Below are 16,128 nucleotides of genomic sequence, written 5' to 3'. Positions count from 1 at the left end.
CCTCCTAAACCTCTCGTGGTCATCCAGCATTAAAGCTTACCGTCCCATATATGGTCGTGACGGCGATGGTCGATATCGCTGTCGTATTTTTCCTTGTCCGCGCGCTCGATCATCTCCTGCTCCATAGTCTCGGCGCGGTCTTGCGTGAGCACTTCCTTGGCGTCCGGGAAAATCTCGCGCTCTTCTTCACGCATGTGATGCTCGAGCGAATCTTTGAGGCTGCGGAATTTCTGCATCCACGCTGTACCGCCGAGCGACGTGTCCGTCAGTTCCTCAAGCAGTTCCTCCGCTTCTTCATGCTCTTCCTTGCCGTGCTCAATCTCTTCCTTCATATCCTTGAAGCGCTTGAGCGGGTTATAAAAAGCCTTTTCTTCCGCCACGCTGTGCACGATCACCTTTTCCTTGAGCATGTTAAAAAGGTTGTCGCGGGCGTCATTCTCATGCGGGCCAAGGGCCTCAATGCGCTGAAGCAGGTCGCGCATCTCGTCATGGTCTTCCTTGATTTTTGTATAGATACTCATAGCTGTGCTCCCGATCGTTTGGCTTGGGTGCTCCATGCTGCCGCTTGGGGCGTCAAATATCGATGGGCACACATACTTGGCCGCGTCAGCAGGCCATAAGGATGGCGAGCGATTAGCTTAGACTACTGGCGTTCGGTGGCGCTGAGGAGCGTGAGGATGGTATCAAGCGCCCGGTCGCGGCCAGCCTTGATATCGGCGGGCGAAACTTCGGCCACAGCAAAATCGGGCACAATGCCGGTACCATCATAGCTTTTGCCGCTCGCGTCCACATAACGCTCATTCGGCAGGGCGAAAAGCCAACCGTTCGGCAGTGCACGTGGCAGCATGTCCGAGAAACTGCCCCGTGTCGCGGCACCCAGACGGCGGGTGTCAGCCGCGCGGCCCATCATTGCCATAAGGAATGTCTCCGCCGCGCTCACCGTGTCACCCGAGGTCAGGATCAGAAGTTCGCCCGTGTAAGCCGCATGCTCCGGCAAGGGTTCAACCATGGTCTCGCTCTGGCTTGCCCAGATGATCTGCCGGTCCGGGCCTACTTCACCCACCGCCTGCTTGCGGTAGGCCACATAAGCGCGGTCGGTGAAGCGGCGCGCCAGCTCAATCGCCAGCTTGTCGGATCCGCCGTCATTATCACGCATATCAAGCACAAGGGCAGCCGCCCCCGATAGCCCACCCACAATCTGGTCGAGCGCTTTATGCAGCACAGCCGCATCATCGGCCCCGCCGTCCTGCGCGCCGTAGCCATAGAAACTGTCCACCCGCAGGTAGGCAAGCTCCGACGACAGCCAACCAAACAGCATGCGTCCACCAGCAAGGGTGCGGGCCTTGCCGCCAAGGTATTTTGATTTCACCAGTGCGCGCGCCGCTTTGCGGTCGTCATCACTAAGGTTACGGCCACCCTGTTCCGCACCAAAAAACGCTTCATCAAGGTGCGGTGCCACCAGCGCCACGTGCGGGTCCTCAAGTTCCATCAACTGGCCCGAGAGCACTTTAAAAAGCTCGGACCCCGCAATCAGGCTGTCCTGTTCGCTGCTGTCCCAAGCCAGCCCGCTGATGCCTTCAAAAGGATAATGCTCGCGGAAGGTTTGCGCGAAGATGGCAGCGGCTTGGCTTTCCGGTGTTTCGCTGGTGCAGATGGTGGGCAGTATCTCAAGCCGGGTGGCCTTCATCCATGTCACGGTGTCGGTACGGTGCAACGACAGACTGCCAGCGTCATCCCCCGGCTTCACCACCATGGTGGCGTTAATGAACCCGGGCAGCGAGACAGAAAAAGCCATGCTGTCGCCCGGCGCGGGCACCAGCTCGCCTGCCGTCAGCGCTGACTTCTGGCAACTGATGGCCGTGCGTTCATAAAGCGTGACCGTATCCCCCTCAACCGACATGACATAGCCGTAACCCCGGGTTTGCCAGACACCGGCAAACGCACTTGTGTCGTCAGTTGCAAGAGCGGGCAGGCAGGCGGCCAGAACCGCAAGGCCACAGAGGAGGAAACGCATGATAAAGTCCCAAACAACAAATCAGGCGCGGCCATCAGGCCACGTAAAAAAAACATCCATAACAAGGAGAAAACATGCCCGTCAAAAAAGGCCGAAGCATGGCCCGGCCTTTTGCTGACAAGCCGCTATCAGGTGCCCGTCGGGCTACCGCTTTGGCTCGGGTTCTCACCGTCGGTAACGCTATCAACCGTGGAGCCGGGTTCACCCGGGGTCCCACCACCGATCGACCCGGAAGACTGGCCTGATGTATAGGCCGCCACGAGGGTTGAAGAGCTGTTGCGGTTCACCGCCGCGGTCAGCGCCGCAGCGCCGTTCGGGTTACGGGTGGCAACCTTGGCTTTCACCCGGCCAACATTGCTGCCCACGCGGGCGGCAAGGCCGGTGTCTACCGCGCTGACACTCTGGTTATCGACAAGCGCAAGAGCCGCCAGCTCAAGCGCCACCGCAGCCGTATCATCGGTATCCGCAAGGGCCAGCCCCATGCTGGAAAGACTGTCGGCGATTGCGGCCAGTACGTTCGATTTACCGGCAGCCACCTGAATATCGACCACTGACTGGAAACCAGCCCAATCACCGGCCTGTGCAAGCGCGACAAGCTGGCTCTGGATCGTTTGCTGCTCGGTTACGGTTTGTGCGTAGGCCGTAGAACTAAGAACAGAAGAGAAAGCCACACCACCCCCGAGCACACCAATGGCTGCAGCAAGGACAAGCTTTTTCATTTGATAAAACTCCGTGTGTCAGCGCCGGTCCACACCGACGTTCTGCACATGAGGCACTGTTACCTACCATTGTGGCGAATTTCAGTACAGAATGCCTCAATTCCGGCATAGAAAGCCGGATGCGGGGCGCGTACCCTTCATAGCCTTGTCGCGCAATTAATTTAGTGCTAAAATAAATTCAAATCTCAGTAGGGACGGGAATATCCTGATGGCGACTTTCAGAAACGAGGTTCAGGTGCGCTTCGCGCATGTGGATGCGGCGGGCATTATGTTTTACCCGCGTTATTTTGGCCTCATCAACGACTTGGTCGAGGACTGGTTTGCAAGCGGGCTCAAGAAAAGCTTCCGCCAGCTTCACCTCAAGGAGAAGCGCGCCGTGCCAACAGCGCATATCGAGGTGGACTTCCATGCGCCCAGCAAGCTTGAGGATGAACTGATCTTCGAGCTTTCCGTCGCGCGCCTCGGCACCACCAGCTGCACGCTTAATATCCGCGCGCGCTGCGAAGGCGAAGACAGGCTGAGCGGCAAGCTCATCCTTGTGCACATGGATATGGAAAGCGGCAAGAGCATGCCTTGGTGCACACCGCTCAGGAAAGCGATGCAGGACTGGATGGCCGAGCCGGGGGAAGGCGCATGAAGGCGCTTCTGCCCGAAGGTTGGCCACGGCCGAGCGGATATTCGAACGGTATAATGGCGGAAGGCCGCATAGTGTTTGTGGCCGGCCAGATCGGCTGGACCAAAGACATGGTGTTCGAGGCGGAGGATTTCCTCGGCCAGCTTCGGCAGACGCTTGAGAATACGCTCGCGATCCTCGGGGAAGCCGGTGCGGGGCCCGAACATATCGCCCGCATGACATGGTATGTCACGAGCCGGGACGAGTATCTCGCCAACCTCAAGGGCATGGGCCAGATATGGCGTGACCTGATGGGCAAGAACTATCCCACCATGGCGTGTGTGGAAGTGTCCCGCCTGATGGAAGACAAGGCAAAAATCGAGATCGAAACCACGGCAGTTCTGCCGCGGGACTAAGACGGCCTGACGGCCTGTTTCTGTTTAAGTTTCCAGGGAGGATGAGGCAGATGAAAATCACGGTGATCGGTGGCGGCCCGGGGGGGCTTTATTTTGCGCTCCTGACCAAAAAGGCGCGGCCGGATTTTGACATCGAGGTGATTGAGCAGAATCAGGAAGGTGACACGTTCGGTTTTGGCGTCGTGTTCTCCGACGAGACACTCGACGAATTTTTTGCCGCCGACCCTGAAAGCTATGACCTGATCCGTGATCATTTCGCCTACTGGCAGGATATCGTGGTGGAGAAAGGCGGCGACCGTACGGTGATTGGCGGCAACGGTTTCGCCGGGTGTTCGCGCTTCAAGCTCCTTGAAATCCTTACCAAGCGCTGCCGCGCGGTTGGCGTAAAGCTTGAGTTCGGCAAACGTATCAACCCGGAAACCGTGGAAGCCGACTTTGCCGCAAGCGACCTGATTGTGGCCTCGGACGGTATCGGTAGCGCCATCCGCGAAGCACGGGCGGAAGCCTTTGGCCGCACGGTCGAGCTACGCAAGAACCATTTCACCTGGATGGGCTCAACGCGCCCCCTCGACGCTTTCACCTTCTTCTTCAAGGAAACGCCGGAGGGGCATTTCTGCGCCCATACCTATGAGTATGAGGAGGGCAAATCCACCTGGGTGATCGAATGCACGCCAGCCGCTTTTGAGGCCTGCGGGTTTGCTACCATGAGCGAAGAGGAAAGCGCGCGTTATCTCGAGGGTGTGTTTGCAGACGAGCTCGCGGGCCATGGGCTTGTCACCAACCGCTCGATCTGGCGGCAGTTCCCCCGTGTGCGCTGTGAGAACTGGCGTGTCGGCAAGACGGTCATCCTCGGTGACGCCAAGGCCAGCGCGCACTGGTCTATCGGCTCGGGCACCAAACTTGCCATGGAATGCGCAATCGGTCTCTCGGATGCCGTGCTCGCTCATGCAGGTGACCTTGACGGCATTGAAGCTGCTTACGAGGCGAACCGCCGCACGCCGGTGGAGATCATCCAGCACGCAGCAGATGTTTCCCTGCGCTGGTTCGAGGATATGCCGCGCCACTTCGGCAAGGACCGCTACGCGTTTGCCTTCGCGCTGATGTCGCGCTCGAAAAGCATCACGTGGGACAATCTCGGCCTTCGGGACGCGGATTTTCTCTCCGCGGTCGAGGACGAATTTTACCGCACACTTTCCGCACACTTTCCGCACACCATAAAGGGTCGCCCGACCCCCATGTTCACACCGTTCCGCCTCCGTAACATGACAGTGCCCAACAGGGTTGTGGTGGCACCGATGGCACAGTATTCGGCCGATAAGGGCATGCCAACACAGTGGCACACTGTGCATCTGGGCGCGCGGGCCACGGGTGGTGCGGGTCTTGTCTTTACCGAAATGACCTGTACCTCGCCGGATGCAAGGATTACCGAGCACTGCCCCGGCATCTGGAACGATGCACAGATGTGCGCATGGAAGGAAATCGTTGATTTCATTCATGAAAATTCAGGCGCCAAGGTCTGTATGCAAATCGGCCATGCCGGCCGCAAGGGCTCGACAAAACACCCGAAACACGGTTCGGACCTGCCGCTGGACGCTGGCAACTGGCCGCTCCTCAGCGCGTCCGCCATCCCGTTCAAGGAGGGCGTGAACACCACACCCAAAGCCATGGACCGCGCTGACATGGACCGGGTGAAAGCCGAATTTGTCACCGCGACCGAACGCGCGGCAGCGGCTGGCTTCGACATGGTGGAGCTGCACAGCGCGCACGGCTATCTGATCGCCAGTTTCCTGTCGCCGCTGACCAACACGCGCACGGACGAGTACGGCGGAAGCGCAGAAAACCGCGCAAGATACCCCTTGGAAGTCTTCCGCGCCATGCGCGAAGTCTTCCCCGAAGACCGGCCTATTTCGGTGCGGATTTCGGCGTGGGACTGGGCGCCCGGCGGCATGAATTGGGATGACCTCAAGGTCATATGCACCGCCTTCAAGGACGCAGGCGTCGACCTGATCAACGTCTCGTCGGGCCAGACAGTGCCGCACCAGAAACCCATGTATGGCCGCATGTACCAGGTGCCGTTTGCAGATTTCATCCGCCATGAGGTGGGTATTCCCGTGATGACCGTGGGCGCTATTACGGAACCGGAACAAATTAATACAATCCTTGCAGCAGGCCGTGCCGACCTTGTGGCGCTGGCCCGCCCGCACCTCAATGACCCGGCCTTTACCCGCCGCGCGGCAGCCCATTATGGCGTCACCGACCCCCACTGGCCTATCCAGTATAAAACCGGGGAATACCAACAACTTAGGGAAGCCGAAAAGGCGACCGAGAAAGCCTTTGAAGTGGCAGCCAAGCTGCGGCCTGCGCGGCGGCACTATAAAAAAGCGCAAGGTTAGGCTTGCGCTTCTCGCCGCTTCGAACGACACTGCGCCGCGACTGACCAAATCAGGACGGCGGGGTTTAGTGTCATGAAAATACTGGTCACCGGTGCTGCGGGCTTTATTGGCAGCCATGTTGCGCTTTACCTGTTGGCGCGCGGCAATGACGTTGTCGGGCTTGATAATCTCAATAACTATTATGATGTCAGCCTCAAGGAAGCGCGGCTCCGCCGGGTTGAGGCTTTCGCGAACGGCTCCCTCAAGGAAGCCATTTACGAGGAAGCGCAGGCGCCGGGCCAGCCCCGCGGCAGCTTCCGCTTCGAGAAAATGGCGCTTGAAAACCGTGACGGCATGGCAAGGCTGTTTGAGCGCGAACAGTTTGACGGGGTGATCAACCTTGCCGCCCAAGCTGGCGTTCGCCACTCGCTCAACGCGCCATTCGACTATATCGACAGCAACATCACCGGCTTCCTGACCGTGCTGGAGGGCTGCCGCCACCACAAGGTGGGGCATCTTGTTTATGCCTCCACCAGTTCCGTTTACGGCGCGAATACCAACATGCCCTTCAGCGTGCATAATCCGGCTGACCATCAGGTCGCGCTGTATGGCGCCACCAAACGCGCCAATGAGCTGATGGCCCACAGCTATTCGCACCTCTTCAGCATGCCGACAACCGGCCTTCGCTTCTTCACCGTTTACGGCCCATGGGGCCGGCCAGACATGGCGCTATTCCTGTTCACGGATGCGATCCTGAAAGGCAAGCCGATCAACGTGTTCAACCACGGCCACCACATGCGTGACTTCACCTATGTGGACGATATCGTGCGCGGTGTTGTGGCGGCGCTTGATACCCCCGCGACGCCTGACAAGACATGGGACAGCGCGAACCCCGCGCCCGCGTCCTCAAGCGCGCCGTGGCGTATCCACAATATCGGCAACGGCAACCCGGAACCGCTGATGCGCTATATCGAGGTGCTAGAAGATTGCCTTGGTAAAAAGGCCGAGAAAAACTTCCTGCCGATGCAAGCCGGTGACGTACCAGACACCAGCGCCAGTGTGGAAACCCTCGAGCTCGCCACCGGCTACAAGCCTGACACACCGATTGAAGTCGGCATTCGCCGCTTTGTGGACTGGTACAAATCCTATTACCTCTAGGCACGTGAGAGCTGGATTTTCGCCACCATCACACTAGTGTTGCATGTCATCGACCTGCGGTTTGAAGCCGCAGCAAAGTTTTTTTGACGGATTTACGCTTCGCTTCCGTATAGGTAGTAGGCGACCCGCCACTGTGTATTCGTTTGTATAAAATTCATATCTTTCCGAAGGATAGCCATGAAACGGGTTATTGAAGCTTTTCATGTGAAACGCACGTCCGAGCGTGCGGTTGGCCTCATCCAGATCATCCTTGTCGTGCTTGTGGTCGTTGGCACCATTGGCATCACCAGGCTGATCCGCACCAGTGGCGGTGCGGCACCTGATATGTCCGCATCGCTTGAGCAGGTGGTAGTGGATACCGTGAGCCCCAAACGCATCAGCCACACCATCACCCGCACCGTGACGGGCACGGTGGAAGCACGGGCGCTTGTGAGTATCACACCGCAGGTGTCAGGCCGTGTGGAGAGCATCAGCCCGTCCATGGCGCCGGGTAAAGTGGTACGCGCGGGCGAAGCCCTATTCACCATCGACGGCACCGACTTTGAGCTGGCGCTGGAACAGGCCAAAGCGCAAGTCGCAAGCGCGGAAGCAGAACTGCTGCAAACGCGCGCGACGGCCGAGAACTTCATCAAGGACTGGAAGCGCGTATTCCCGAACGAGCCCACCCCCGCCCTTGTCGCCAAGGAACCACAGGTGAAGGCGCTTGAAGCCCAGCTGCAATCCGCCAAGGCAGCGGTTGCGCAAGCGAAGCTCAACCTGTCGCGCACCAGCTACCGCCTCAGCTATGACGCACGCATTACCGACAGCCGCATTGAGCGCGGGCAACTGCTGAATGCCAGCGGGCAATATGGCAGCCTTTATGCACTGGATGGCTTGCGGGTACGCGCGAGCATCACCCCGCAGGAACTTGGTCTGCTGTCGCTTGAAGCAGGCAGCGAAGTAACGGTCAAACCGGAAAGCTCAAACGTGGCCCCAATCCGTGCCGCCATCTCAAGCGTTGGTGGTGCGCTTGCAGATGCCACACGCCTGCAGACCATCTTCATCGAGTTGCCGGAGAGTGCCCCGCTAGTGCCCGGTGCCTTTGTGTCTGTGCTCGCAGGCCACACGGTCGACGGTGATGTCTTTGAACTGCCTGCCGAGGCGCTGGTGACCACCAGCAGCGTATGGACAGTGGCGAACGGCAAACTGAAGCGCGCGGATGTTGAGATTGTCGACAGCGCAGACGGTAAGATTTTTGTGCGCCCCTTCGACGCCGCTGATGGCGTTGTGGTCACTGAGGTGCCGACCAGCTTCATCAACCGGCCAGTCAAAATCCGCCGCCATGACGGAGTCAAGTCATGAGTGACGGCGACGACGATCAAAAGATTGAAGGCCGCGGCATCCTCTCCCTTGTCGCGAGTTTCCTTGAAAACCCGGTGATGACAAACCTCCTCATGATCTTCCTGATCGTGGGGGGTCTTATGACCGCTGTCACCATGCGGTCCGAGGTATTCCCCACCGTCGACGTGGGCACCATCACCGTGAGCGTGAATTACCCCGGCGCCACGCCCCTTGAGGTGGAAGACAGCATCACCCGGCGGGTGGAAGAGGCCGTGCTCGGCATCAATGGTGTTGAACGTGTGCGGTCCTACGCCTTTGAGAACCGCGCAAGCGTAGTGCTTGAGCTTGAAGATTTTGTTGATGCCTACCGCATCAAGGATGAGGTGCAGGCCGAGATTGACGCGCTCATTGACTTCCCGCCCGGCAATGCGGAAGAACCGATTGTAGCGGTGACACAGTCGCTCTCAAACGTGCTGACACTCGTGCTCGTGGGGCAAGCTGCTGAGGAAGACCTAAGGCGCACCGCAGAGCTGCTCGAACGTGACCTTCTGACCCTTGAGGTGGTGTCGGCGGTGAACCTGCGCGGCACCCGTGCCCGTGAAATCTCCATTGAGGTCAGCGAGGATACACTGCGCAAATACGGCTTCACCTTCACCGAGATTGCCGACGCCGTGCGCCGCTCGTCGCTTGAGCTTTCAGGCGGCACGATCAAGACAGAAAGCGGGCAGATTCTCCTGCGCACTGACGCGAAGGCACGCGTGGGTGAACAGTTCAAGGACATCACCCTGCGCGCCACAACGAGTGGTGAGCTGATCAGACTGAGCGATATCGCGACGGTGACCGATGGCCTCACGGACGATGAACTGGTGAACACCTATAACGGTGCGCCCGCCATCTTCCTTGATATCCTCAGGAACGAAAGCAAGGACATCCTGCTCGTTAAAGACCAAGTGGCCGGATACGTGGAAACCGTTGACCTGCCCGAGGGCCAAAGCCTCGTGATCTTCCGCGACCAGACGGAAATCCTCGCGGACCGTATCAGCCTTCTCACCAGTAACGCGCTGATGGGCTTTGCGCTCGTGTTCCTGCTGCTTGTTATCACGCTTGATTTCAAGCTGGCCTTCTGGGTTGCCATGGGTATCCCCATCAGCTTCCTCGGCGGCTTCCTGATTTTCGGAAGTGTCGGTGTCTCGCTCAATATGGTCACGCTGTTTGCGCTGATTGTGGTGATCGGCATCGTGGTCGACGACGCCATCGTGGTGGGCGAAAACATTTATGCTGAGCAGCAGGCTGGCTTCAAAGGCCCGCGCGCCGCGTTCGAAGGTGTGAAAAACATCTTCGCACCGGTGCTGGTGGGCGTTCTGACCACCATGGCGGCCTTTGCTCCGCTTCTGTTCCAGACCGGCACCTTCGCCGAGATCACACGCCCCATCCCTATCGCGGTGATTTCCATCCTGTTTGTGTCGCTGATTGAAGCGATGCTGATCCTGCCCTCGCACCTGTCACACGAGAAGCGCTGGTCCCGCGGTGCGCTTCGCAGCTTTCAGGTCAAGGTGTCGCGCGCGCTCGACAGTTTTGCGGTTGGACCCCTCCAGCGCCTGATTATCAAATCAAGCGAGTTTCGCTATGTGACACTCGCCGCCGCCGTCGGCTTCATTTTCATCGCCTTCTCTCTCGTCGGAGCAGGTTTTGTGCGCGTGGTCTTTTTCCCAAATATTGAGGGAACGGAGATTTCAGCCAACCTTGCCATGCCGGAAGGCGCGCCCTTTGATGCCACTGCCGCCGCGATGGAGCAGATGGAAACCGCGCTCAATAAAGTCGCCGCCGACATCAAGGCCGAGACCGGTGAGGATGTCATCCGCGCGGTCGCCATCACCACGGGGGCCAAATTCAGCCAGGCTTCGGGGCCGGGTGCTGTATCCTCCAACTCACTGGCGAGCCACTTGGGCCAATTCACCGTAGAACTTGTGCCGACCGACGCGCGCTCCGTCTCCTCGCGTGAGATCAGCCGCCGCTGGCAGCAGGAAGTGGGCAGCGTACCGGGGGCAGAGACCCTGACGTTCGCCGCCACCATTGGCCCAAGCAGCGTGGACGTGGGCTATGAACTTTCGCACGCTGACCAGGCGGAACTGCAAAAGGCCGCCAGCGACCTTGCCGACAAGCTGAGCGCCATTGACGGCGTCAGCCAGATCGACGCCGGGCTTGACCTTGGTAAACGTCAGTTCGAGTTTCACATGAAACCTGCTGGTCTTGCCGCCGGGCTAAGACCACAGGACCTCGCGCGCCAACTCAGGCAAGCCTATTTTGGCGAAGAGGTGCAGCGTATCCAGCGTGGGCGTGACGAGATCAAGGTGTTCGTGCGCTACCCACGTGATGCCCGCCGCGACCTGAGCGCACTTGCGAACCTGCGCATTCGCCTGCCGAACGGTGACGGTGTGCCGCTTGACCATGTGGCCAGCGTCACCGAAGGCCGCAGCCCCACCTCGATTGAGCGGGTGAACGGCCGCCGCATCCTGACGGTCACGGCGGATGTGGACGAGAGTGTGACCACACCCAACGTGGTGAACGACATTATCCAAAGCGATATCCTGCCAGCCGTGATGGAAAACCACCCGGGCCTACGCTGGCAGCTTGAAGGCGGCTCCCGCGAGCAGCGGGAGGACTTTGCCGCCCTCGCGCGCGGGTTCATGCTCGCGCTTCTGGTGATTTATGCGCTGGTGGCAACGCAGCTTAAAAGTTATCTGCAGCCGGTCATCATCATTGTCTCGATCCCCATTGGCATCGCGGGTGCCATCCTTGGCCATAAGGTGCTGGGCTATGACCTGTCGTTCATTTCCATGTTCGGGATTGTGGCGCTATCGGGTGTGGTCGTGAACGCATCCGTCGTGCTGGTGGATCGCTACAACATTGAACTGAAAGACCCGGACACATCGCCACTTGATGCTGCGGTGCGCGCAACGCTTCGGCGCTTCAGGCCGATTGCGCTCACAACCTTGACCACGGCGCTCGGGCTATTGCCCATCATCTCGGAAACCAGCCCACAGGCGCAGTTCCTGATTCCGATGGCCGTAAGCCTGGCGACAGGGCTGCTGGTTTCAAGCGCGCTGATGCTTTTTGTGCTGCCCGCGATTGTGTTGATTGTCGAAGACATACGCAAACTGGTGGGTGCGGCGCCGCCGGAAGCGGCAGTCGAGACTGAATAGACAAAAGCCGGGCTGTCGCCCGGCTTTTTTAGCTGCCCTAAAATGCCTTCTGCCAACCCAGCATGAAACTGGTGCTTTTGCCGAGCGCATTTGCGCCGCGGCTTTGCGCAACAGGTTGACCCACTTCCACCCCGAAGCGGTGTGTACCCATATACACATTGGCCCCGGCATAGGCTGTCAGGCTCTCGCGCGCGTCACTCGCAAATACTGGCGCACCCTCAAACTCGCCTGAGCGGTCGTAGGCGAACCGCGCAGACAGGCTTAAATTGGTTGCGACGGTCAGTGATGCCCAGCTGGTGACCTGATAGCTGTCACCGGGCTGCTCACCAAAGCTGTTGTGATCGAGCCAGATTTTGGCGCTGCCCTGCAAACCACTGGACCAACCATCGCCGAAATAACTGTAGGTCAGGCTGGGCATAACTGCCCACGCGCCAGCGCCCGCCTGCATCGTGATGGGAAGCCGTGCGCCGCCCGCATTCGTATCCGCCTTGTCGCCCGTCGGCACCGATACACCAAACCCGGCCAATACTCGGCTGTTTTCCGTTTTCGCGAGCGGGATGAGCGCTGTCAGGCGCAAGTCACCAAGGCCCTTCGCCTTGTTGCTCATCGTCATGCCACCCATAAGCATATCCATAGATTTCTCAACGTAGCTCATGCCAGCGGCGAGGGTGAGTTTGTTGGACGGCGCATACATTAGCCCAAGCATACCCATCGCCATGTCCATGTCCTGTGGGCCCATCATGGTGTTTGAGGGGTCGGTCATGCCCATCAGACTCAGGCGGGCGGATGCCATCCATTCACCCTTCTTGTGGTAGTGGTCGGCCATGACCCCAATGGGGGCATGGTCATCAACACGGGGTTTTTCACCGTCATGCGCAGAAGCCGCAACAGTGCATAGTGCCGCTGAAAGCGCAGCGGCGGTCATTTGGAATTTCATGGTATTTTCCTGAAACGAAATATGTGGTCAGGCCTCGTGTATGAGGCCGCTCAGTTCAAATTCGCTTCAGATGGTGGGCGGTCCGCGACGCAAGCGACTATGAGCCTCAAACCGGCGGGCCTTGACACCTGATGGCATCACGGCGGCCCGCGATATGGTTGCTTTCGGCACCTGAAGGCTGAGAATCGCCGCCGGCAATACTGCCGCCGCAAGCTGGGTACAGGCGCCGCAGTGGCTTCCCGCATGCTTGGCCTCGCCCGTGCTATTGCAAATGTCGGAAATTGTGGCGGTGCGGCCATCCGGCCCCACCAGCGCAGGATAAAGGAAACTGTCCGCAGCACCAGACGCAACCACGCCCTGCAAAGCAAGCACAAGCGCAAGTGCAAATGCTGGCAGCATGCGCTCAAACTGGTTAGCGATGTCGTTTAGCTTCCTGGCCATAGCGTGCGCTTTATCATAGGAGGTGCAGGGCGGATACAGAATTCACCGCCTGCGGCAATTAGCCCGGCCAACCGCTCTGGATGGTCAGGAAATCCATGAGGTCGATGCCTGCGTCTTCAAGCCAGTCTTCGCTCGGCCCCTGCCAGCGGTGCGCAGTCCAGTCCACTTTGCCAGACTTGAGGAACGTAATGCCCTCCTCTTCCAGCCGGTCACGCTGCCGGGTCGCACCCTCCCGCTCACTGACGCGGCCAGCGGAATTGATCACCCGCTGCCACGGGATGCCCTCACCTTCAGGTGTCGCGGCCATCGCAAAGCCGACAATGCGCGGCGTGACGCCCGGCAGCAGGCTGGCGACCATACCGTAGCTCGCGACCTGTCCTTCGGGAATCTGTTTCACGAGGGCATAGATGGCAGGAAAGCTGGCATAAGTTCGGATCATGGCACGTCCGTCTGATACTTGGGAGCCCAAGAAATCAGTCCATGCGCGGGAATGCAATGACTTAGTTGAGCGAGAAACGGTCCGGACGGCAGGAGAGCAGAAGCTGGTCTGCCTTGCGCACAACTTTTTCACTGAAATCGAGGGTAACTTTGCTCACCCCAGCGCCGCTCGCGATCACGCTACCGCGTTTGGTGACCATCCATTTGGTCTCGGTGCAGCTTGAGGGGAAATGCATCATCACCTTGCTGTGGCTTGAGGAGAAGATGGACATCAGCCCACGGAAGCTCTTTGCCTGCCCCCATGCCTTGTGCACACGGTCATGCAGCTCATCTATCGGGTAACGGTTGCGCGCGACCATCACGATATCGAGCACCATGGTGACCGCAAGCGTACCACGCGGCTGATTCGTCACCACCTCGGGATTGGCTTCCAGCATCTGGGCCGACGGACGGAAGCGCAAGCGACCGTCTTTCATTGGGCGGAAGGTGAAGGGCTTGCCGTCATAGTCGAACGTGAGCTCCACTTCTTCGGGCCGCGCAAGTCGGGCCGCGAGGCTGTAGACAGGCGCGATAATCAGCATACGTTCAGAGGATTTCTCGAGGAATTCATCGTAACCGGTGAAGAGGTCCTTGAGCGGAATCGTCGCAGGGGCGTCGGCGTCGGCAAACACCGGCAAGGCACAAAGGGCCAGCAACAGAGCCCAAACTCCACTACGAAACATCTTCAGTCATCCTCACTCTCCCCAGCCTGCATTCTAAAAGAAATTGCGGCGGATAGATGGCGTGAGGGTGACATTAGAAGGCAGGGAGCTCAGGCGGTCACAATCTCCTTGAGGCCGAGTTCCTTGATCATGGCATTACGCATTTCAAACTTCTGGATCTTGCCGGTGACGGTCATGGGATACTCTTCCACGAACCGGATGATACGCGGGATTTTATAGTGCGCGATCTGCCCGTCGCAGAAATCGGTGATCGATTTCTCGTCGCCTTCAACGCCTTTCTTCAGGCGAATCCAGGCGCACAGTTCCTCGCCGAATTTCTCGTCCGGGATGCCAAAAATCTGCACGTCCTGAATATCGGGGTGGGTGAACAGAAACTCCTCAATCTCGCGCGGGTATATGTTTTCGCCGCCGCGGATGACCATGTCTTTCACCCGGCCCGTGATATGGCAGTAGCCTTCCTCGTCAATCACGCCCAGGTCACCGGTGTGCATCCAGCCGTCACCGTCGAGCACATCGGCGGTGCGTTCCTCATCACCCCAATAGCCTTTCATCACCAGATAGCCGCGTGTGCACAGCTCACCCTGCGTGCCGCGGGGCACGGTCTTGCCGTTCTCGTCAATCAGCTTGACCTCGGCGTGCGGGTGGATACGGCCCACGCTTGATGTCTTGCGCTCGATGGGGTCTTCAATGTGTGTCTGGAAGCTGACCGGGCTTGTCTCCGTCATGCCGTAAGCGATGGTGCACTCGCTCATATGCATCTCGGATATCACGCGCTTCATCACCTCGATGGGGCACGGCGCGCCTGCCATGATACCGGTGCGCAGGCTTGAAAGGTCATAGTCCCCAAAGTTCGGCACAGCGAGTTCGGCGATGAACATGGTGGGCACCCCCTGAAGGCCGGTGCAGCCCTCGGCCTCCACAGCCTCAAGCACGCTCACGGGCTCAAAGGCTTCAGCGGGGAACACGATGGTCGCGCCCACCGTCAGGCACGCCAGCACCGACATCACCATGCCAAAACAGTGGTAGAGCGGCACCGGCACACAGAGCCGGTCTTCGTCGGTCAGATGCATGCCGCGTGCGCAAAACTGCGCGTTGTTGAGAATATTGTGGTGCGTGAGCGTCGCCCCCTTTGGCGAGCCGGTTGTGCCGGAGGTGAACTGCACATTGATGGCGTCATGACAGGTGAGGGATTTTTCAATCTCCTCCAGCCGCTCATAGTGCTCTTCTTCCGCGAGATCGGGGATGTCCGCAAAGGCAAAGAAACCACCCGGTGCTTCCTCACCCATGGTGATCACCGCCCTCAGTTCCGGCAGGCGTTCGGCATGCAGTTTCCCGTGTGGGCAATGCGGCAGCTCGGGCGCGAGCTTCAGGATCATCTCCTCATAGTTCGAGGATTTGAACTGGTCCGCGAGGATGAGCGCCTTGCACTCCACCTTGTTGAGCGCGAACTCAAGCTCGGAAAGGCGGTACGCCGGGTTGATATTCACCTGGATGAGGCCCGCAAGCGCAGTCGCGAACTGCGCCAGCACCCATTCGACCCGGTTCGGCCCCCAAACGCCAACCCGGTCACCCGGCTCAAGCCCGAGCGCGAGCAGCCCTGCGGCCACCGCTTCAGCGTCCGACAGCAGTTCAGACCATGTCAGGCTGATGTCGTCCTCGACAAACACCAGCGCTTCATTGTCGGGGAATTTTTCGGCCGTCTCGCGCAGCATCTGGCCGATGGTTTTCTCAATCAAGGGAACCGACTTGTCGCCAATCACATGACTTTCCATAAC

The 16,128-nt window shown here is 59.1% G+C and carries 14 protein-coding genes; 6 read left to right on the top strand and 8 right to left on the bottom strand.

Going from position 1 to position 16,128, the window contains the following annotated elements; all coding sequences use genetic code 11:
- Positions 1–29 precede the first annotated feature (29 nt).
- The 3 genes from B150_RS0112865 to B150_RS0112855 form a co-directional block, all read right to left on the bottom strand.
- Entirely contained in the window at positions 30–521 is a 492-nt protein-coding gene (locus B150_RS0112865; RefSeq protein WP_020400347.1) for a hemerythrin domain-containing protein, read from the bottom strand.
- Positions 522–643: 122 nt separating this feature from the next.
- Positions 644–2,014 carry a S41 family peptidase gene (locus B150_RS0112860; protein WP_020400346.1) on the bottom strand — a complete coding sequence of 457 codons (1,371 nt, stop codon included), beginning with the start codon at positions 2,012–2,014 and terminating at the stop codon, positions 644–646.
- Positions 2,015–2,142: 128 nt separating this feature from the next.
- On the bottom strand, positions 2,143–2,733 hold the full coding sequence (locus B150_RS0112855) for a hypothetical protein (RefSeq protein ID WP_020400345.1): 591 nt from the start codon (positions 2,731–2,733) through the stop codon (positions 2,143–2,145).
- A 208-nt stretch (positions 2,734–2,941) separates the two neighbouring features.
- Here B150_RS0112855 and B150_RS0112850 point away from each other — a divergent pair, with 208 nt between their 5' ends.
- The 6 genes from B150_RS0112850 to B150_RS0112825 all read left to right on the top strand — a co-directional run bounded on the left by B150_RS0112850 (position 2,942) and on the right by B150_RS0112825 (position 11,815).
- The gene (locus B150_RS0112850) at positions 2,942–3,370 is read left to right on the top strand and encodes an acyl-CoA thioesterase (RefSeq protein WP_020400344.1); all 429 of its coding nucleotides are present in this window, start codon (positions 2,942–2,944) and stop codon (positions 3,368–3,370) included.
- Entirely contained in the window at positions 3,367–3,762 is a 396-nt protein-coding gene (locus tag B150_RS0112845; RefSeq protein WP_020400343.1) for a RidA family protein, read from the top strand. Before B150_RS0112850 ends, B150_RS0112845 begins: the two co-directional genes overlap by 4 nt.
- A gap of 50 nt (positions 3,763–3,812) precedes the next feature.
- The gene (locus tag B150_RS0112840) at positions 3,813–6,155 is read left to right on the top strand and encodes an oxidoreductase (protein ID WP_020400342.1); all 2,343 of its coding nucleotides are present in this window, start codon (positions 3,813–3,815) and stop codon (positions 6,153–6,155) included.
- A 72-nt stretch (positions 6,156–6,227) separates the two neighbouring features.
- Entirely contained in the window at positions 6,228–7,292 is a 1,065-nt protein-coding gene (locus tag B150_RS0112835; RefSeq protein WP_020400341.1) for an NAD-dependent epimerase, read from the top strand.
- A 177-nt stretch (positions 7,293–7,469) separates the two neighbouring features.
- Positions 7,470–8,633: an efflux RND transporter periplasmic adaptor subunit gene (locus B150_RS0112830; protein WP_020400340.1), complete on the top strand. Its 1,164-nt coding sequence runs from the start codon at positions 7,470–7,472 to the stop codon at positions 8,631–8,633.
- Entirely contained in the window at positions 8,630–11,815 is a 3,186-nt protein-coding gene (locus B150_RS0112825; protein WP_020400339.1) for an efflux RND transporter permease subunit, read from the top strand. Before B150_RS0112830 ends, B150_RS0112825 begins: the two co-directional genes overlap by 4 nt.
- Positions 11,816–11,852: 37 nt before the next feature.
- Here the strand turns inward: B150_RS0112825 and B150_RS0112820 are convergent, their stop codons facing one another.
- The 5 genes from B150_RS0112820 to B150_RS0112800 all read right to left on the bottom strand — a co-directional run bounded on the left by B150_RS0112820 (position 11,853) and on the right by B150_RS0112800 (position 16,125).
- Positions 11,853–12,752, bottom strand: coding sequence for a transporter (locus B150_RS0112820; RefSeq protein ID WP_020400338.1), 900 nt, complete (start codon positions 12,750–12,752; stop codon positions 11,853–11,855).
- A gap of 66 nt (positions 12,753–12,818) precedes the next feature.
- Positions 12,819–13,193, bottom strand: a complete 375-nt coding sequence (locus B150_RS0112815) for a hypothetical protein (protein WP_020400337.1) — start codon at positions 13,191–13,193, stop codon at positions 12,819–12,821.
- Positions 13,194–13,251: 58 nt separating this feature from the next.
- Complete coding sequence (locus B150_RS20960; protein WP_020400336.1) at positions 13,252–13,632, bottom strand: MGMT family protein; 381 nt, start codon at positions 13,630–13,632, stop codon at positions 13,252–13,254.
- 61 nt (positions 13,633–13,693) lie between these two features.
- A complete protein-coding gene (locus B150_RS0112805; RefSeq protein WP_155860053.1) occupies positions 13,694–14,353 on the bottom strand; it encodes a hypothetical protein in 660 nt (219 codons plus the stop codon).
- A gap of 89 nt (positions 14,354–14,442) precedes the next feature.
- Positions 14,443–16,125 carry an AMP-binding protein gene (locus tag B150_RS0112800; protein WP_020400334.1) on the bottom strand — a complete coding sequence of 561 codons (1,683 nt, stop codon included), beginning with the start codon at positions 16,123–16,125 and terminating at the stop codon, positions 14,443–14,445.
- Positions 16,126–16,128 lie beyond the last annotated feature (3 nt).

This window comes from Kordiimonas gwangyangensis DSM 19435 = JCM 12864, assembly GCF_000375545.1.
In the GTDB taxonomy this organism is placed as follows: Bacteria; Pseudomonadota; Alphaproteobacteria; order Sphingomonadales; family Kordiimonadaceae; genus Kordiimonas; species Kordiimonas gwangyangensis.
The sequence above is the reverse complement of the archived record's forward strand: the minus strand, read 5'-3'. Positions and strand labels throughout refer to the sequence as shown.